At 67.1% G+C, this 18628-nt stretch carries 16 protein-coding genes; 6 read left to right on the top strand and 10 right to left on the bottom strand.

From position 1 onward, the window contains the following. Positions 1-59: 59 nt before the first annotated feature. The 4 genes from ACFWP0_RS12830 to ACFWP0_RS12815 form a co-directional block, all read right to left on the bottom strand. A complete protein-coding gene (locus ACFWP0_RS12830) occupies positions 60-2435 on the bottom strand; it encodes a DNA internalization-related competence protein ComEC/Rec2 (RefSeq protein WP_377842481.1) in 2376 nt (791 codons plus the stop codon). Positions 2436-2582: 147 nt separating this feature from the next. Beyond that, positions 2583-3422, bottom strand: coding sequence for an HpcH/HpaI aldolase/citrate lyase family protein (locus tag ACFWP0_RS12825; RefSeq protein ID WP_377842479.1), 840 nt, complete (start codon positions 3420-3422; stop codon positions 2583-2585). Between the two features lie 2 nt (positions 3423-3424). Then, positions 3425-4684 carry a CaiB/BaiF CoA transferase family protein gene (locus tag ACFWP0_RS12820; RefSeq protein ID WP_377842478.1) on the bottom strand — a complete coding sequence of 420 codons (1260 nt, stop codon included), beginning with the start codon at positions 4682-4684 and terminating at the stop codon, positions 3425-3427. Continuing rightward, positions 4684-5601 (bottom strand): tripartite tricarboxylate transporter substrate binding protein, encoded by a 918-nt coding sequence (locus ACFWP0_RS12815; protein WP_377842477.1) that lies wholly within the window; start codon positions 5599-5601, stop codon positions 4684-4686. The genes ACFWP0_RS12820 and ACFWP0_RS12815 overlap by 1 nt, the downstream gene beginning before the upstream one ends. 159 nt (positions 5602-5760) lie before the next feature. Here ACFWP0_RS12815 and ACFWP0_RS12810 point away from each other — a divergent pair, with 159 nt between their 5' ends. The 4 genes from ACFWP0_RS12810 to ACFWP0_RS12795 all read left to right on the top strand — a co-directional run bounded on the left by ACFWP0_RS12810 (position 5761) and on the right by ACFWP0_RS12795 (position 9109). Beyond that, complete coding sequence (locus tag ACFWP0_RS12810) at positions 5761-6228, top strand: MarR family winged helix-turn-helix transcriptional regulator (RefSeq protein ID WP_377842475.1); 468 nt, start codon at positions 5761-5763, stop codon at positions 6226-6228. Between the two features lie 194 nt (positions 6229-6422). Next, entirely contained in the window at positions 6423-6872 is a 450-nt protein-coding gene (locus ACFWP0_RS12805) for a PA2169 family four-helix-bundle protein (RefSeq protein WP_377842474.1), read from the top strand. A 212-nt stretch (positions 6873-7084) separates the two neighbouring features. Continuing rightward, positions 7085-8122 (top strand): uroporphyrinogen decarboxylase family protein, encoded by a 1038-nt coding sequence (locus tag ACFWP0_RS12800; protein WP_377842473.1) that lies wholly within the window; start codon positions 7085-7087, stop codon positions 8120-8122. Positions 8123-8152: 30 nt separating this feature from the next. Then, on the top strand, positions 8153-9109 hold the full coding sequence (locus tag ACFWP0_RS12795) for a Bug family tripartite tricarboxylate transporter substrate binding protein (protein WP_377842471.1): 957 nt from the start codon (positions 8153-8155) through the stop codon (positions 9107-9109). 36 nt (positions 9110-9145) lie between these two features. On the opposite strand, the gene ACFWP0_RS12790 is transcribed toward ACFWP0_RS12795, so the two are convergent. Next, a complete protein-coding gene (locus ACFWP0_RS12790) occupies positions 9146-9466 on the bottom strand; it encodes a hypothetical protein (RefSeq protein WP_377842470.1) in 321 nt (106 codons plus the stop codon). A 135-nt stretch (positions 9467-9601) separates the two neighbouring features. Here ACFWP0_RS12790 and thiM point away from each other — a divergent pair, with 135 nt between their 5' ends. Further along, complete coding sequence (gene thiM / locus ACFWP0_RS12785) at positions 9602-10417, top strand: hydroxyethylthiazole kinase (RefSeq protein ID WP_377842468.1); 816 nt, start codon at positions 9602-9604, stop codon at positions 10415-10417. Positions 10418-10523: 106 nt separating this feature from the next. Continuing rightward, entirely contained in the window at positions 10524-12641 is a 2118-nt protein-coding gene (locus tag ACFWP0_RS12780; RefSeq protein ID WP_377842467.1) for a 5'-nucleotidase C-terminal domain-containing protein, read from the top strand. A 33-nt stretch (positions 12642-12674) separates the two neighbouring features. On the opposite strand, the gene ACFWP0_RS12775 is transcribed toward ACFWP0_RS12780, so the two are convergent. From ACFWP0_RS12775 to ACFWP0_RS12755, 5 genes are read right to left on the bottom strand one after another with little or no spacing between them, the layout of a single operon-like run. After that, positions 12675-13433 (bottom strand): ABC transporter ATP-binding protein, encoded by a 759-nt coding sequence (locus tag ACFWP0_RS12775; protein WP_377842465.1) that lies wholly within the window; start codon positions 13431-13433, stop codon positions 12675-12677. Next, a complete protein-coding gene (locus ACFWP0_RS12770; RefSeq protein ID WP_377842464.1) occupies positions 13430-14413 on the bottom strand; it encodes an iron chelate uptake ABC transporter family permease subunit in 984 nt (327 codons plus the stop codon). Before ACFWP0_RS12770 ends, ACFWP0_RS12775 begins: the two co-directional genes overlap by 4 nt. Continuing rightward, entirely contained in the window at positions 14406-15383 is a 978-nt protein-coding gene (locus ACFWP0_RS12765) for an ABC transporter permease (protein WP_377842779.1), read from the bottom strand. Before ACFWP0_RS12765 ends, ACFWP0_RS12770 begins: the two co-directional genes overlap by 8 nt. A gap of 46 nt (positions 15384-15429) precedes the next feature. Next, complete coding sequence (locus tag ACFWP0_RS12760) at positions 15430-16380, bottom strand: siderophore ABC transporter substrate-binding protein (protein ID WP_377842462.1); 951 nt, start codon at positions 16378-16380, stop codon at positions 15430-15432. Positions 16381-16419: 39 nt separating this feature from the next. Then, complete coding sequence (locus ACFWP0_RS12755) at positions 16420-18441, bottom strand: ligand-gated channel protein (protein WP_377842461.1); 2022 nt, start codon at positions 18439-18441, stop codon at positions 16420-16422. Positions 18442-18628 lie beyond the last annotated feature (187 nt).

Genomic DNA, 18628 nt, shown 5'->3' with positions numbered 1-18628 from the left:
GGTCCGCTACCGCTGGTGATGGCCAGCCACGCGCAGGCCCCGGAGCCGCTCGGGCGCCGCTAGCGTTCATGCCAGTACCGCCCCCCGCGGTCGCGCTGCGCCCATGCATCCAGCCCCTCGGGGCTTGATTCCGCCATCACCGCGCCGTCGCGGTCGCTGCGCCAGAACCGGGTCCCGGCACGCGTCCAGCGCAGCTCCACCGCGCGCGCCGGATGGCGAAAGCGGTTCAGATGCCCCGCCTGCGCGATCGCGTGGGCCGCCCCGGCAGCCGCCACCAGGTCCCGGCCCGATGAGGACGCCGACCCGTGGTGCGGCGCCAGCACGACATCCGTGGCGGGCAGCCCCGCCGCCACCAGCGCCCCCTCCTGCGCCACGCCGACATCCCCGGTCAGCAGCAAGGAATGGCGCGCGCCTTCCACGCGCAGCACGCAACTGTCGGCGTTGCGGTCGTCCGCCCGCGGATCGTCGCCAGATGCGGGATGCAGGAAGGTGAACACCACCCCGTCCGCTTCCCAGCTACGCCCGCGTTCGCAGCGCGCCATCTCCTGCGGCAGGACCGGCCGCGCGTTGCCGGCATCCGGCCACAACCTCGCATCGCGCCGCAGAAAGGCCGGCAGATCGAAAGAGGCGTAGCTGCGCGCCACCTGCACGGCCGCCAGCACGGCGCGCGCGCCGCCCACGTGGTCCATGTCCGCGTGCGACAGGACCAGCACGTCCAGCCGATTGATGCCGCGCGCCTGCAGGAATGGCGCGACCACGCGTTCGCCCGCGTCGCTGCCGCCGTAGCTGCGGGGCCCTGCGTCAAACAGCAGCGACTGGCTTGCCGTTTCAACAAGGATGGCGCTGCCCTGCCCCACGTCCATGGCGCTCATGCGCCAATGCCCCGGCTCCGGCCTGTCGGGCCGCCAGAACAGCAACGGCAGCATGCAGGCCCATCCCAGATGGCGTCCGGGCCAGCCCCGCGCCTGCAGCGCCCAGGCCATCCCCGCCAGCGCCAGCAACAGCCAGGGCCAGCTCGCCGCGGCAACCGGGACGCTGGCCCAGCTGGCGCTGCCCACCCAGGCCACGGGCGCCATCGTCAGGTCGAAGGCGGCCAGCCCGGCCTGCCCCGCCATGGCGGCAACGCCTTGCGCGCCCGGCACGGCGGACAAGGCGGCGCACAGCAGCGCCAGGGGCGTCACGATGAACGTCACTGCGGGAATGGCAACCGCATTGGCCAGCGGCGACCCCAGCGACACCTGATGCACCAGGAAGGCCAAGAGCGGCGTCAGGCCCAGCGTCGCCATCAGCTGCAGCCGCGTCGCCTGCCCGAGCCTTGCCATCCATCGAGCGCGCCAGCCGGCGTCCGCGTCGAACGGCGCATCGGCGATGCGCAGCAACACCGCCACCGCGCCGAATGACAGCCAGAATCCCGGCGACACCGGCGCCCACGGATCCAGCGCCACCACCACCGCCGCCGCGCCGGCCAGTACCCTGGCCGCCGACAGCGGCAGACGCGACAAGGCGGCCGCCAGCACCACGGACAACATGAAGAAAGTGCGGCGCGCCGGCACGCCCCAGCCCGCCAGGAGGCAATACAGCAGCGCCACCACCGCCGCAGCCGCCCCGCCGGCAATGCGCGCAGGCGCGCGCTCGGCCAGCCCCACGCCCCGCCAGCGCAAGCGCCGCCAGACCGCGGACGCCAGAAGGCCGGCGATCCCGGCGATGGACGTGACATGCATGCCGCTGATCGACACCAGATGCGTGATGCCGCTGCGGTTGAAGATGCGCCAATCGTCGCGCGAGACGCCCGCCTGATCCCCGATCGCCAGCGCGATCAGCACCGGCGCATAGCGGTGCTCTCCCAGCGCCGCCCGCATGCCCTCGCGCACAAGATGGCGCGCCCGCTCGATCGCGATGCCCGGCGTCGCCCAGGGGCGGTCCGCCATCAGATCCGGCCGCCCGCGCACGGCGCCCGTGGCCCGCACGCCGGCCGCGAACATGCGCCCTTCCGCGTCCGGCCCGGCGGGGTTCAGCAGGCCGTGCGGGCGCCGCAGCACCAGCGCCATGCGCCAGACCTGCCCGGGCAGCACCTGGGGCAGGCCCTGATGCGCGCCGGCCGCCTGCCAGGTCACCTGGATGCGGTCGGGGATGCCAGGACGGGCGGGTTCGTCCAGTTCCGCCACGAATCGCTGGCGCTGGGCGTCGCCGTCCGGCAGCTCGGCGACGCGCAACACCAGCCGGGAGACTTCATCCTGGTGCGCATCCGCCAGCGCGTTGTCCAGGCGATGCTGGGCTTGCAGGCTGGCGTTGATGAAGCCGATGGATAATCCCAGCGCCAATGCCGCGAGGATACGCAGGATTTGATGGCTCGCGCGCGCCCAGCAGGCCCAGGCGACTCCGCCCCCGGCAGCCGCCAGCCACAGTACGGCCGGCCCAGGCAATGCGGGCAGCACTTGCGCCAACGCCGCGCCCGCCACGAATGCAAGGCAGAATGATCGGCCCGTGATATCGCTCTCCCGAAATGGGAAAGCGTATGCCGCAGCGGGACGAGACAGGTCCGCCGGTGAACAGGCTTGTCACATCGGCAAGCCGCCAGCAGACTACTGCGCCAGCCACCGCCGCGCGCGATCCACCAAGGGCTGGTCCACCATGCGGCCATGCAGGATCACCACGCCACGGCCTTCCGCGCGACCGGCCTCGGCGGCCAATACGACCTGGCGGGCCCACTCGCGTTCTTCGGCGGATGGAGAGAACCCGCGATTGATCACGGGCACCTGCCTCGGGTGTATCGCCACGCTGCCTGTAAAGCCCAGGTTCCGGGCTTCGCGCACCGATGACTCGAAGCGGTCCATATCGTTCAGGTTCGCAATACTGTCGGCCAGCCCCCAGCATCCCAAGCCGAATGCGCGCGCGGAATTCGTGACCTGCTGCGCGGCCCACCGCAGATTCATGGGTTCGGGCGATACGGACATGGCGGCAGCATAGTCTTCGGCACCAAACCCCAATGCGCACAACCGCGGCGAGCAGCTGGCAATATCCGTCGCGCGCACCACGCCCAGCGGGGACTCGACCAGCGCGGCGATGTGTAGGGGCCGCTGCAGCGAGCGCTCTTTTTCCAGGCTGCCCAGCGCATCGCTTAGTGCGATGACCTGCGCGGCACTTTCTACTTTAGGCAGCACCACGGCCTGCAGGCAGGCCAGGTCGGCGGCCAGCAGGTCTTCGCGCCACCCTTGCGGATCCACATTCACGCGCAGCAGCACCGGGATGCCGTGCCGCGCAATCGCGCGCGACGCCGGCGCGGTCCGCAGGCGCGCGCTCTCCTTCAATTCGGGAAGAATGGAATCTTCCAGGTCGACGATGACTGCGTCCGCGCCGCGTTCATGGGCCTTCGCCACGAACGCGCCGGCAGTGGCCGGCACGAACAGCAAGGACCTCAACATGTTCATCTGCATTTGACATGCCCCTGTTCGTGCAATTCTCTTATGCGATCGGCGGTCAGTCCCAGTTCCTCCAGGATGTCGGTCGTGTGCTGCGCATGCCTGGGCGCGGGAAACCGAAGCGAACCCGGCGTGCCGCTCAAGCGCGGGGCCACGTCGTGCATGAGCACGCCGTCGGGATGCCCGGCTGTGGCTGCCGCCACATACACGCCGCGGCCACGCACATGCTCGTCTTCGTAGATATCCTGCGCGTCGTAAACCGGTCCGACCGTGACGCCGTGCTGGCGGAAATGGGCCAGGCATTCCTTCAACTCCAACGTCCCTATGAAAGCCTGGATCATGGCGTCGATTTCCTGGTCGTGTTCCAGCCGGGCCGCATTGGTGCGATAACGGTCCTGCTCGTACAGGCCGGCCTGGCCAATCGCGGCGAACACCTTGCGCGCCATCGAGTCGGTGGACCCCGACATGGCCACCCATTGGCGGTCGCGGCAACGATACACGCCGCGCGGCGATGCAATCTTTACCCCGCGCGCGGGCTTTTTTCCCGTACGCGCATAGCTGGTGACATCCGGCCCCATGATGGACAGCATGGGTTCCAGCAAAGACAGGTCGATCACCTGTCCGCGCCCCTGGTTGACTTCGACCTCGCGCAGCGCCGTCATGACGGCAAACGCGCCGGAAAGCCCGGCGATCATGTCGGCCAGCGCAATGCCCGGCAACTCAGGCGGCGACTCGCGACCATTGCCGCCTTTCAGGGCATAGCCCGAGAACCCTTCGATCAGGCTCCCAAAGCCGGGCAGGTCCTTGTACGGCCCCGTCTGCCCCCACCCGGACAGGCGCACGACGATCAGGCCGGGATTACGCCGAAGCAATACTTCCGGTCCCAAGCCCATGCTTTCCAGCGTGCCGGGACGAAAGCTCTCGATCAGCACATCGGCCGTGCCGCACAACTGCAGCAGCAGTTCTATCGCCTGCGTACTGCGCAGGTTCAACGCCAGGCTGCGCTTGTTGCGTCCGTACACCTGCCACCAGCCATCGAAACCGTCCCCGCCATCTGGTTCCGATAGTGTCCATTGACGCAGCGTATCGCCTTCGCGGGCCGACTCGACCTTGATCACGTCGGCGCCGAAATCGGCCAGTTGCAGCGTCAACATGTTGCCTGCCACCAAGCGGCTCAGGTCCACCACGCGCACGCCATTCAACGTGCCGCGTCGGGACGCATCGAAGGCCACGCGCTTGAAGTCGGTATTCGGGCTGTCCATCATCAGTTCTTTGCTTCGGGTTCCAATTGGCGGGCGGCGGCTTCCCAGCGGGATTGTTCGCTGCGCAGCAGGGACGCGAACTCCTGGCGCGGCTCGGCCAGCGGTTCGGTGTCCAGGGTTGCGAATCTTTCCCGCACCTCCTGGTTCTGCAGGACGCGGACCATCGCGGCCGCGACGCGGTCGGCTGCAAGCTCGGAACTGTCCTTGGGCGCCAGCAGGCCTCCGATGACGGCAATGACCAATCCTTGATATCCCGACTCTTCCAAGGTGGGAACATCGGGCAATCCACGTTCGCGCGATGCCCCCGTAACCGCCAGCGGGCGCAAGCGCCCTGCCTTTATCAACGGCATCGATGCCGTCATCGAGTCCGAGGAAAACGCCACTTGCTGGCCGATAAGATCGTTCAACGACGCGCCGCTGCCCTTGTACGGAACGTGCGTAGCCTTTACGCCGGCGCGTTGCAGCAACATCTCGCTGGCCAGGTGCGTCATGGTCCCGAAGCCGGCCGACGAAAAGGCCTGAGGCTTGCCGCGCAGGCTGGCGATCAGTTCCTTGAGCGTCTTAGGCGCGGACTCCGTGTTGGGCACCAGCACCACGAACGGGGCCCGCATCACCGGCGCCACCGGCATGAAATCGCTGTAGCGGTAGACGGCGGCCTTGTTCAGGTAGGGCACCACGAACAACGGCGCGGTCGAACTGAACACGAACGTGTGATTGTCGTGCGCGCGCAATACCGACTCGTGTCCGATGACGCCGCCGCCGCCCGCCCTGTTCTCCACGATCACCGACTGGCCCAATTCCTGGCCCAGATACTGCGCGACCAGGCGGGCCATCACATCGCTGCCCGAGCCGGGCCCTTGCGTCACCACCAGCTTGATCGGCTGTGTCGGCCAGTTGTCCTGGGCCTGGACGAGCCGCATACCGGCCATGGCCGGTAGCGCGACAAGCGCGGTCAGGAGCCTGCGGCGTATGCGATTTTGCGTTAGAGCTTGCATCCTTGTCTCCGATATCGGTGTAATTGTGGATGTATGCTAAAACACAATTGGTTGTCGTAGCAACTGTTGCTTGTGAGATTAATTATGGCTAAAAAGATAACGGTCGAGGGGTTGATTACGTTCAGGACATCCGTGCTCGCGCAAATGCTGGCCCGCATGGTGGACGTATCGGTGACAGAAGAGCTGGGACTGAGCAGCCGGCAGTGGCGCACGCTGGTCAGCCTGTATCGGCTTGGCCCCTCGACCGCATCGGAGATCGTGCGTTTTTCGCATCTGGACAAGAGCCAGATCAGCCGCGCCGTGTTCGAGAACGAAGCAAAAGGGCTGTTGACGCAAACCGTGGACCCCGACGACCGCAGGCGCGCGGTCATCGCCCTGACGCCCGAGGGCTCCAGAACCTTGGAAAAGGGGCTGCGCGGGACGCTGCATCGCCAACACGCCCTGGAAGGCTGCCTCTCGGCCGAGGACCGCGCCGCCTTCTATCGGATCATGGACACGCTCACCGGACAAGCCCGGAAGATGCTGGACGAGGCCAGCGGCAAGAACGGCTGATCCGCGTGCCCCGCGCTTGTAACAACGGTTGGATCCCGGCAGCCCTCTGCTCTGGCCCCCAATTGAACCGTTCCGGTCCTCCCGGCCTGCCGCCAGGAACGCCTTCCCTGCCGGGGTCAGGCACGCTACATGCTGAGTCTCCCATTCGACAGGCGGCAGGTGCCGCTTGGCGGCCTGAATCCAAGGAGACCGATATGGCAGACCATGTAATCAAGGTACTGAACGAGCTCATCGAAACGTCGAAAGACGGCGAAAAAGGCTTCGACGCCGCCGCCGACGACACGAAAACGCCTGAGCTGCAACAACTGTTCAGGAACCGCTCGAGCGATTGCGCCGCTGGCGCCGCCGAATTGCAGGCGTTGGTGAGCCAATTGGGCGGCAAGCCGGAAGACCACGGCACCGTATCGGGCGCCATGCACCGGGGCTGGACCAACCTGAAGGCCGCTATCGCGAGCCGCAGCGACCTTGTCCTGCTCGAAGAGTGCGAGCGGGGCGAGGATGTGGCGAAGGCGGCCTACGCCAAGGCGCTGAAGGAAACCTTGCCGGAAAATGTCCGCGCGGTCGTCGAGCGCCAGTACCAGGGTGTGCTGCGCAACCACGACCAGGTTCGCGACCTGCGTAATCGCTACCGGGCCGAGACGTAAAGTACCCGCCGCCCCCGGCCGCCGATCGGAACCGGGGGAACGGCGCCGGCAAAGGCGCTGCCGCAAGCCGGCAGTGGAAGAAACAGGCGAACCCGATATCGCTCGCCGGGCACTGCGTGAATTTTCCTCAATCTGCCCGCAAACCCAATTCACGCTATATCGCCTATAAACCCGGGTTCGCTTTTTTCCATCGCCTTATGTTCGGAGTTTCCATGTCCCTCCTGTTGCCCACCACGCTCGTCGGGTCGTACTCGCAGCCCGATTGGCTGATCGATCGCAAGCGCCTCGGCGATCGCTTCCCGCCGCGCGTGCGTGCCCAGGAGCTCTGGCGCGTTGCGCCGGAATGGCTGGAACAGGCCCAGGACGACGCCACCCTGCTGGCGATCCGCGATCAGGAAGCCGCCGGCGTGGACATCATCACGGACGGCGAGGTCCGCCGCGAAAGCTATTCCAACCGTTTCGCCACCGCGCTGGAAGGCGTGGACCTCGACAATCCGGGCACGGCCCTGGACCGCAGCGGCCATCCCAATCCCGTGCCGCGCGTGGTGGGCAAGATCCGCCGCAAGCACGCCGTGCAGGTGCGCGACGTTCAGTTCCTGCGCGCGCACACCGACCGCCAGATCAAGATCACGGTCCCGGGCCCGTTCACCATGGCGCAGCAGGCCCAGAACGATTTCTATGGTTCCGAGACCGAGATGGCCTACGACTATGCCCAGGCCGTCAACGAAGAAATCCGCGACCTGTTCGCGGCCGGCGCGGACGTGGTGCAGATCGACGAGCCCTACATGCAGGCGCGCCCCGAAAAGGCCCGCGCGTACGGCCTCCAGGTCCTGAACCGCGCCCTCGAAGGCGTAGCCGGCCGCACCGCGGTGCACATCTGCTTCGGCTATGCCGCCGTCATTCACGCGCGCCCGAACGGCTACTCGTTCCTGCCCGAGCTGTGCGGCTGCTCCGCGCACCAGATCTCGATCGAGACCGCGCAATCGAACCTGGATTGCGCGGTGCTCGACTCGCTGCCCAACAAGGAAATCATGCTGGGCGTGCTGGACCTGTCGACCAACGAGATCGAGCAGCCGGAAGTGGTCGCCGCGCGCATCCGGCGCGCCCTGCCCCACGTGGCGCCCGAGCGCCTGATCATTGCGCCGGACTGCGGTCTGAAGTATCTGCCGCGCGACGTGGCCTTCGGCAAGATGAAGGCGATGGTCGACGGCGCCAGGATCGTGCGCGCCGAACTGGCCGAACGCGCCTGAGCGCCAACCGTTAACCGACCCTGCCCTTGTATGTTGCGCAAGCTGATCGCCCTTTCCTTCTCCCTCCTGGCGCCGCTGGCCGCCGCCCAGGACTTTCCCACGCATCCGATCACGATCGTGGTGCCGGTGCCGCCGGGCGGCATCGTGGACCTGGCCGCTCGCCTGGCGAGCGAACCGCTCGCGACCGCGCTCGGCCAGCCGACGGTCATCGACAACCGGACCGGCGCCAGCGGCAACATCGCCTATGGCATGGTGGCGGCCTCGCGCCCCGATGGGTACACCCTCCTGGCGTCGTACTCGATGTACCACGCGGGCAACCCGTCGATGTTCAACGGGCTGCGCTGGAGCGCCGAGTCGTTCAAGCCCGTGGGCATGGTGGCGGTTGCGCCGCACGTGGTGACGGTGCATCCCTCGCTGCCCGTGCATAACCTGAAAGAGCTCGTCGCCTATGCCAAGGCGCACCCGGGCGAAATCAACTATGCCTCGCAAGGCAGCGGCTCGGTGCCGCATGTGGGCACCGAACTGCTCAAGCAGATGACGGGCACGGACATGGTGCACGTGCCCTACAAGGGCTCGGGCCCGGCCATCCAGGACGTCCTGTCCGGCCGCGTCCAGCTCTTCGTGACCACGCCGCCTTCGGTGATCGGCCATGTGCAAATGGGCAAGCTGCGCGCCATCGCGGTGGCCGGCGCGGCGCGCCACCCCATGATTCCGGACGTGCCGACCGCGGCCGAGCAGGGCTACCCGGGATTCGAGCTGGACGCCTGGGTGTCGCTGTTCGCGCCGGCCGGCACGCCGGACGCGGTCGTGCAGAAGATCAGCGCGGCGCTTGAGGCCGGCCTGCAAAAACCTGAGCTCATCAAGACCGCCAACGAGGCGGGCGTGCGGGTCAACTACCAGAATCCCGAGGAGCTGGGGCGCACGGTGGCGCAAGACACCGCGCATTGGTCGCAGGTCATCAAGTCGGCGAACATCACGGTGAACTGAGCAAGAGGCCCCGGCGCCGCCTGCAGCGCCCGGGCCTTATACAAGGCTTGTCGCATCCGGCGAGCTGCCGGTGTTTTCCGAAAGCCGATGCTCCGGCATGAAATCCTCGTTCTTTGCCCCCAGGTTGCGCAGCAATTCAAGCGCCTTCGCCTCCAGCACATCGCCAGGCCCGAGTTGCGTGAAATCCTGAAGCTCGACCCGCTCGATCCAGGTCTTCGCGGCGTTTGCAATGAGCTTGGCTTGCGCACGCAGCGCCGACGGCTCCAGTTCCGACCTCCTTGTCTTTTGCCTTGTACGCCTCCGAAGAACTCGAACGGCAGGCCGCGCCTCGGACAGTTCCCGCCGCTCGCTTGACAAGCCCCCGCCAGCCTCGGAACATACCCCCCATCCACCCGGGGAGCTTCGGCAAGAAGCTGAGAATCCGTTGGCGGCCCCACAGGCGCACAATGCACGGCGACCCGTAATACCTGATCCAGATAACGCTGCCCCCGCATGCCACACCCCGCCCTGCCCGCGCTCGCCCAGGCCTCCCAGGACCTCCTCGCAGCCGTCCGCCGCGACGCGCCCCTGGTGCAGTGCCTGACCAATTTCGTCTCGATGAACTACGCGGCCAACGCGCTGCTGGCCGTAGGCGCGTCCCCGGCCATGGTGCATGCCGAGCAGGAAGCGCCCGAATTTGCGCGGATATCCGGCGCGGTCGTGGTCAACATCGGCACCCTGTCCGCCCCCTGGCTGGAAAGCATGCTGCTGACCGCCGCGTCCGCCGGCCAGGCCGGCACGCCATGGGTGCTGGACCCGGTCGCCCATCACGCCACCGCCTTTCGCCGCGGCGCCATTCAGCGGCTGATGGACCTGCGGCCCGCCATCGTCCGGGGCAACGCCTCGGAGATCATCGCGCTGGCCGGCGGCCAAAGCGCCGGCAAGGGCGTGGATTCCCGCGATGCCGTGGCGCAGGCCGAGCAATCCGCCACCGACATCGCGGCAAGCCGTCAGACGGTGGTCGCGGTCACCGGCGAGGTGGATTTCGTCACGGACGGCAAACGTTCCGTGCGCATCATCGGCGGTTCGCCGCTGATGCCGCGCGTGACCGCCACGGGCTGCGCGCTGACCGCCGTGGTCGGCGCGTTCGCCGCCGTATCGCGGGGCGATGCCTACACCGCGGCCGTCGGCGCCCTGTCCTGCTTCAGTATCGCGGGCGAACGGGCCGGCGCGCTGGCGGAAGGCCCGGGATCGTTCGCGTGGCGGTTCCTGGATGCGCTGGCGGGGCTGGAACACGATTGCCTGACGCGGGCATCGCCGCTGCGCTGACGGCGCATTGAACCGCGGGCTCGGAATCTTTCCGCCCTCGCCGCCCATGTCACGGGTAGGTCATACGCTGTCCCCAGAATCTTTCCTTCCACACGGAGGAAAGACGGTGAAGCCACACGTACGCAAGATTTTCGCGGTATCCGCCAGCTTCGCGCTGCTGACCAGCCTGTCCGCCTGCGGCGGCGACGACGATGACGACGACGCCGCGCCCGAGACGCCCCCGCAAGCCAGCGTGCCCCAGGGCGCGACGCTCGACGTGGCCATCCTGGGAACGACCGACCTGCACGCCAACGTGCTGGGCTACGACTACTACAAGCTGGCCGAGGACAAGAGCTATGGCGTGGACCGCACGGCCACGCTGATCGCCAACGCGCGCCGCCAGCATGCGAACACGCTGCTGTTCGACAACGGCGACACCATCCAGGGCACCGCCCTGTCGGACTACCAGGCGCTCGTGTCGCCGGTGCAGTGTTCCGACATGATCGCCATCTACAAGCAGATGAAGCTGCTGTCGTATGACGCGGCCACCATGGGCAACCACGAGTTCAACTACGGCCTGCCCTTCCTGTCGCAGATCACCAACGTGGACTTCGGGCTGGCCGGGATCGGCAAGGGCACGGCGCAGACCAATCCGTCCGGCGCCAGGGACTGTGCCGCCCCGGCGTTCCCCTTCGTATCGGCCAATGTGGTCTCGGCCGCATCCAAGCAGCCCATCTTCAAGCCCTGGGTGCTGCTGGACAAGACCTTCAAGGCCACCGATGCCGACGGCAAGAGCATCGACGTTCCGCTGAAGGTCGGCGTGATCGGCTTTGCGCCTCCGCCCATCCTGCAATGGGACAAGGCCAATCTGGAAGGCCATGTGGAGGTCACCGGCTGGAAGGAGACCGCAGCGCGCTACGTGCCGGAGATGAAGGCGGCCGGCGCCGACCTGATCGTGGCGCTGGCGCACGGCGGCATCGACCTGGCCACGGCCTACACCCCCGCCATGGAGAACGGCGCGGGCTACCTGAGCCAGGTGCCCGGCATCGACGCGCTGATCACCGGCCACCAGCACCTGCTGTTTCCCGACACGAACGCCAAGTCGCAATTCGCCGGGCAGCCGGGCGTCGAGCTGGAGAAAGGCCTGATCAACGGCGTGCCGACGGTGCAGGCCGGCCAGTGGGGCAACAACCTGGGCCAGATCACGCTGAAGCTGGCGTACGACAAAGGCTGGCAGGTGCAGAAGGACGCGACGCAGGTACAGCGCATTTCCACGCGCCTGACGGCGCAAAGCGGCGCCACGCCGGCCACCTACGTGGAACCCGACGCGGCCGTGCAGCAGCTGGTGCAGGCCGAGCACACGGCGACCATCGACTACGTCAAGACGCCGATCGGCCAGAGCCAGTTCGACATGGCCACCTATTACGCGCTGACGGGCGACGTGTCCGCGCTGCAGGTCGTGAACATGGCGCAGATCGACTACCTGACGGACTACATCGCCAAGAACAGCCCGTCTTATGGCGCCCTGCCCATCCTGTCGGCGGCCGCGCCCTTCAAGGGCGGACGCAACGGCCCCGGCGACTTCACCTATGTGCCGCAAGGCAACGTCGCCATCAACAACGCCGCAGACCTCTACCTGTATCCCAACACGCTGCAAGTGGTGCGGGTCAGCGGCGACATCGTGCGCCAGTGGCTGGAAAAGACCGCCGAGCAATTCAGGCAGATCGATCCCGCGCAGGTCGCGCCGCAGGACCTGATCGACACGGGCTTTCCGACGTTCAATTTCGACGTGCTCTATGCCGCCGGCAACGCTTTGCAGTATGAGATCGACGTGACCCGGCCCAAGGGTTCGCGGATCTCGGGGCTGATGTATCAGGGCGCGCCTCTGGATCCGGCCGCGCAGTTCCTGGTGGTCACCAACAACTACCGCGCCAGCGGCGGCGGCGACTTCCCCGGCCTGGCCGGCGGCAAGGGCGACATCGTGCTGCAAGCCCCGGACGCCAGCCGCGACGTGCTGATCAGCTACATCAAGAAGAACCCCACGCTGGACCTGGCGACCTACGGCCTGGACCGCAGCTGGCGCTTCAAGCAGCTGGGCGCCCTGGCCGGCCCGGTAGTGTTCTCGTCGGTGCCCGGCACCCTGGCGATGGCCACGGCGCATGGCGTGACCAATGTCTCGGTATACGACGCGACGCCGGACCCGGTGACGCAGCTGTCGCGCTACGCGGTCGACCTCAGCCTGTAATGCGCGCGGGCGTCCTGCAACGGGGCGCCCCGCCTAGCGGTAGTACACGCAAATACGCTTGCCGCCGATCTCGTGCACGTCGATCGGCAGTTCGTACAGATCGCTCAGCACCTCCGGCCGGATCAGTTCGGCCGGAGGTCCGTGGCGCGCGATGCGCCCCTGCCGCATCGCCACGATGCGGTCCGCGTAGCTGGAAGCGAAATTGATGTCGTGCAGCACCAGCACCACCGTCTTGCCCAGTTCGTCCGCCGCCCGGCGCAAGGTGCCCATCATGGCGACGGCGTGCCTCATGTCCAGGCTGTTGAGCGGCTCGTCCAGCAGGACGTAGCGCGTGTCCTGGCACAGCACCATCGCGACGAAGGCGCGCTGGCGCTGTCCGCCGGACATCTCGTCCAGGTAGCGCTCGGCCAGCGGCTCCAGGTTCAGGTAGGCGATGGCGCGATCGATATGGACCTTGTCATCCAGCGTCAGGCGGCCGCCGGTGTGCGGATAGCGGCCAAAGGCCACCAGGTCCTTCACCGTCAGCCGCAACGGCAGGTGATTGTCCTGCCGCAGGATGGACAGGCGGCGCGCCAGCTCGCGGCTGTCGGCCTTCGTCACGTCCAGCCCTTCCACCAGCACCCGGCCCGCCGACATCGGCAAGAGGCGGCTGACCATGGACAGCAAGGTCGACTTGCCCGCCCCGTTGGGCCCGATGATGGCGGTGACGCCGCCCGCCGGCAGGTCGAGGCTAACCTCGTCGATCACCACGGTGTCGCCGTACTGCTTGCTGACTTTCTGGATTTCTATCATCGGCGCCCCTTGCGCAGGATCAGGACGAGGAACATCGCGCCGCCCACGAATTCAATCACCACGCTCACAGTCGTGTTCAGGCCCAGCACGCGCTCCAGCAGCGTCTGGCCGCCCACCAGGAAAATGACGCTCAGCAGGGTCGCGGCGGGGATGGTGTGCCTGTGCTTGTCCGAGCCCATGGCGTGGTAGGCCAGATTGCTGACCAGCAAGCCGAAGAACGTCACCGGCCCGACCAGCGCCGTGGACACCGACACCAGCACGGCGATCGCAGCCAGGGTCTGCATCAGGGTGCGGCGGTAGTCCACGCCCAGGTTCACGGAAATTTCGCGGCCCAGCGCCAGCACGTCGTAGCGGCGACGCATGCGCCAGATCAGGAGCGACGCGCCGCACACCGCCGCCAGCGCGATCGGCAGCAGCCCCACGCGCACCGAGTTGAAGCTGGCGAACATGCGGTCCTGCAGCACCAGGAACTCATTGGGATCGATCAGCCGCACCACGAAGTTGGACAGGCTGCGAAACAGCAGGCCAAAGATGATGCCCACCAGCATCATCAGGTGCAGGCTGCGCACGGCGTCCGAAAACAGCCATCGGAACAGCAGGCAGGCGAACGCCGTCATGGCGCAGACCTCGAGCAGGAACGACGCCACCGGATGGCTGGCGCTGGCCGCCGCCTGTCCGAAACCGAACACCACCACGGCCTGGATCAGCAGGTACAAGGCGTCGAAGCCCATGATGGCAGGCGTCAGGATGCGGTTGTGCGTGATGGTCTGGAACAGCACCGACGACACCGCCACGGCATACGCCACCAGCAGCATGGCCACGAGCTTGCCGCCCCGGAAGGGAATCACGAACGACCACTGGCCATTCGCGCCCAGGGTCATGAAGGCCGTCGCGCACGCCAGCGCGGCGCCGGCCAGCAGCAGCAGGCGCCATGCCTGCGGCGAGCGCGCGGCGGGCAAGGAAAGCGAGGACTCAGCCAAGGCGGTTCCTCCGCGTGCGCAGCAGCCACAAGAACAGGATGCTGCCCAGCACGCCGACCACCGTGCCGATGGGAATCTCGTACGGATGGATGACCAGCCGGCCGATGATGTCGCAGGCCAGCACGAATATGCCGCCCAGCGCCGCCACCCACGGGATGGCCCGGCGCATGTTGTCGCCCAGCACCAGGCTGACGGCGTTGGGCACGATCAGGCCCAGGAACGGAATGCCGCCGGCGGTCACGACGACCACCGCCGAAATCGCCGACACGATAAGCAGGCCCACCAGGGTCAAGCGGGCATGGTTCAGGCCCAGGTTGGACGCGAATTCGCGGCCCATGCCGGCCACGGTGTAGCGGTCGGCGGCGGCGTAGGCCGCGCACGCCAGGCCGAAGCCGATCCACAGCAGTTCATAGCGCCCCCGCAGCACGCCCGAGAAGTCGCCGGTGGTCCAGGCATGCAGCGATTGCAGGAGATCAAAGCGATACGCCACGAAGGTCGTCACCGCGTGGATCACGCCGCCGAGGATCAGGCCGATCAGCGGCACGATGAATGGCGTGCGCAGCGGCACGCGGCGCAGCAGCGCCAGGAACAGCAAGGTGCCGGCCAGGGCAAAGCCCGTGGCCGTCAGCATCTTGCCGATCACCGGCGTGTCGGGCGCCAGCAGGGTGATGACCAGGATGCCCAGCGTGGCGGATTCGACGGTGCCGGCCGTCGTGGGCTCCACATAGCGGTTGCGCACCAGCATCTGCATGATCAGGCCCGCCACCGCCAGCGCCATGCCGGCCAGCAGCAGGGCCAGCGTGCGCGGCACGCGGCTGACCAGCAGCAGGCGCCTGGCGCGCTCGGCGTCCTCGCCCCCGCCCCATAGCGCGGCCCATGACATCTGGCCCGCCCCCAGGCTGATGCTGGCCGCGCACAGCACAAGCAACAGCGCCAACACCATGGCCAGGCCGCCCCAGCCGCCGATCATTCGCCGCCAATTCACCGGCGGCCCTTCCACGCTTCATGCATGCGGCTTACTTTCCTTGCGCCAGGGCGGCCGCGATCTCGTCTACGTTCTGCTGCATGGCGGTCAGTCCGGCGCTGCCCAGCAGATACCAGTTGAAGCCGTTCAGATAGACCACGCGCTTGTTCTTCCACGCCTTGGTCGGACGCACCAGGTCGTTGTCCAGCATGCGCTGGGCCGACACGCCTTCGCGGCCGATGGCGGCGTCGCGGTCGATCACGAAGAGCCAGTCGGGATCGGTTTGGGCAATGAACTCGAACGAGATCGCCTGGCCGTGGTTCGACACGTTCAGGCCCGTGGCGGCGGGCTTGACGCCGAAGGCGTCATGGATCACCCCGAAGCGCGAGCCCGGACCGTAGGCGCTCATCTTGCCGCCGGTGGTCAGCACGATCAGTCCCGTGCCGGCATTGGCGGCCTTGCCCTTCAAGGCCGCGATGGACGCGCGCAATGCGTCCAGCTTGTCCTTGGCCGCTGCCTGCTTGCCGTAGATGGCGGCCAGCGTTTCGGTGTTGCGCGTCACGCTGCCGACCAGGTCCTTGGCGTTGACCGTCAGGTCGACCGTGGGCGCCAGCTTGGCCAGCTCGTCATACTTGGGCGCGGACCGGCCCGCCACGAAGATGACCTGCGGCGCGGCCGCGTGGATAACCTCGTAGTTGGGCTCGAACATCGTGCCCGCCTTGAGGTAGCGCTGGTCGGCGTACTGGCTCAGCTGCGGCGGCAGCTTGGCGGCGCTGGGCACGCCCGTCGGCTCCACGCCCAGCGCATGCATGGTGTCCAGCACCGCCAGGTCCAGCACGATCGTCTTGGACGGATTGGCCGGCACGGCGGTTTCGCCGCGGGCATGCTTGACCGGCGCCGTGGCCGGCGCGGCGCACACCGCGGCCGCGGCGCCCAGGGCCAGGGCTGCCCCGGTCCGGGCTGCCCAGCGGCGGGCATGGCCCGCTTGCATCGTTTTCGTCATTCAAACCTCTCTGTTGTGGGCGCCTGGCGCCCGTCATACTCAGAACTTCACGCCCACGCCGAGCCAGTAGCGGCGGCCGTCCTCGACATAGCCGAAGTCTTCGTAGGCGACCTGCTTGTCGAACAGGTTGTAGATGCCGGCATAGACCGACACCGTCTTGTTCACGGCGTACGATCCGCCCAGGTCCACGAAGGTGTAGGAAGGCGCCACCAGATCTCCCGACGACGGGCCGGTGACGGGCTGGCTTTCCCTGCCGCGGAAGTTCACGCGGGCCCAGGCCTGCAGCGCATCGGACGCCTGCCAGTTCACCGTGGTGGTGAACAGGTGCTTGGGCAGCTGGTTCAGCGGCTGGCCCTTGTAGGCGCCGGACTTCTGCTCCGACTTCGTGAACGTGTAGCTGCTGGTCATGGACCAGTCGCTGGACAGCGGCAACTTCAGGCTGGCTTCGACCCCGCGCGACACGGCCTTGTCCACGTTCATGTACGTGGTCGGGTCCGAACCGAACTGGTTGGGGCCGTCGGTGCACTGGGACAAGGGGCACGCCACGCGGGTGATCTTGTCCTTGAAGTCGTTGTTGAAGATCGTCACGCCGGCGTTCATGCCTTCGCCGTCGTCATACAGCAGGCCGATTTCCTGGGTCACCGACTTCTCGGGCGTCAGGTCCGGGTTGCCGTACATGTTGCCGCCGCGGCTAACCTGGCCCCAGCCGGCCACCGTCTGGCGCAGGTCGGGCGCGCGAAAGCCCGTGGAGACGCCGCCCTTCAGGGTCCAGCGGTCCGCCAGATGCCACACGCCATACAGGCGCGGGCTGAAATGCGTGCCGAAATTCTCGTCCTCGTCCATGCGCAGGCCGCCCGTGACGGCGAAGCTTTCGGTCAGGCGCCATTCGTCTTCCGCGAACAGGGCCCATTGATAGCGGTCCACCTTGCTGGGCCCGCCGGCAAGCTGGTTGCCGGTCTGGTCGTTCAGGCGCTGGGTGAGATAGCTGCCGCCCAGGGTCAGCATGTGGGAGCCCAGCGGCAAGGACCACGTGCTTTGCAGCTCCGTGTTCTTGATCTTCATCTGGCGCGAACGATTGTCGAACTCCTCCTGCTGCACATAGCTGTCCGACACGCCCCAGCCCCAGCGCCCGGTGTGCGACAGCGCCCATTTGTTGCTGCGGTAATCGGTTTCGGACGACGCCGGGCAACCCGTGCGCGCGCAAGCCTCGCCCGGCGCCAGCGGCTGTACGGTCTTGCCCAGCGTCTCCTGGAACTTCTGGCGCATCGTGGTCGCTTCCAGCACGATGTCGTGGTCGCGGTTGGGCGTCAGCGCCAGCTTGGCGGTCACGGATTCCGCGTTGCGCTTGCGGAAGCCGTCATAGATGTTGTCTTCGTCGCGCTGCGTGGCCTGGCCGTAGATCTGCAGGCCCAACAGATCGTTCTTGATCGGGCCGGCCAGGTAGAAATTGCCCTGGTAGATGTCGCCGGACTTGCTGCTTTCCTGGATCGTGGTGTCCATGCGGATCTCGCCGGCCCACTCGTTCGGCACCTTGCGGGTGATGATGTTGATCACCCCGCCCATGGCGTCCGACCCGTACAGCGAAGACATCGGGCCGCGCACCACTTCAATGCGCTCGATGGCGGAAAGCGGCGGCGTCCAGCCGCCCTCGACCCCGGTGGAGTCCGAGTTGGTGCGGGTCTCGCGGGAGCTCTGGCGCTTGCCGTCGATCAGGATCAGCGTGTACTTCGGTCCCATGCCGCGCAGGCTGATGTCCTGGCGGTCGCCGCCGCCCGTGACGATGACGCCGGGCACTTCAACCAGCGCGTCGTTCAGGTCGCGATAGAACTTCTTGTCCAGATCCTCGCGCGTGATGACGCTGATCGAGGCCGGCGCGTCCTGGATTCGCTGCTCGAAGCCGCTTGCCGTCACCACCACGGTGTCCATCGTCGTGGCGGTGTCCGCGCTTTGCGCCCAGACTGCCGCCGGTCCCATGCCAAACCCCGCTGCGCACAAGGCCGCGGCCAACTGTGTGCGCGGCGCCATGACGCGGCGGCCCGCGGCCAGATGTTTCCTGCTCATGATTCCAACTTCTCCCGTTTCAGGACCGCGCCGCACCCCGCGTGCAGCGTCACGCCTGCCTCGTATTTATTAATGAAAACCATTCTCATATTAGAATTGGAGCTTCGGGAGGCCAGCAACATGCTTTCCGCAACTTTTATCTTCTTTGCATTTCTTGACACTCCGGCGCTCAGCCTTCGGCCAAACT

The sequence above is a fragment of the Achromobacter sp. NPDC058515 genome (assembly GCF_042721735.1).
In the GTDB taxonomy this organism is placed as follows: domain Bacteria; phylum Pseudomonadota; class Gammaproteobacteria; order Burkholderiales; family Burkholderiaceae_B; genus Achromobacter.
Note: the sequence above shows the minus strand (reverse complement) of the source record. Positions and strands in the feature narration are given on the sequence as shown.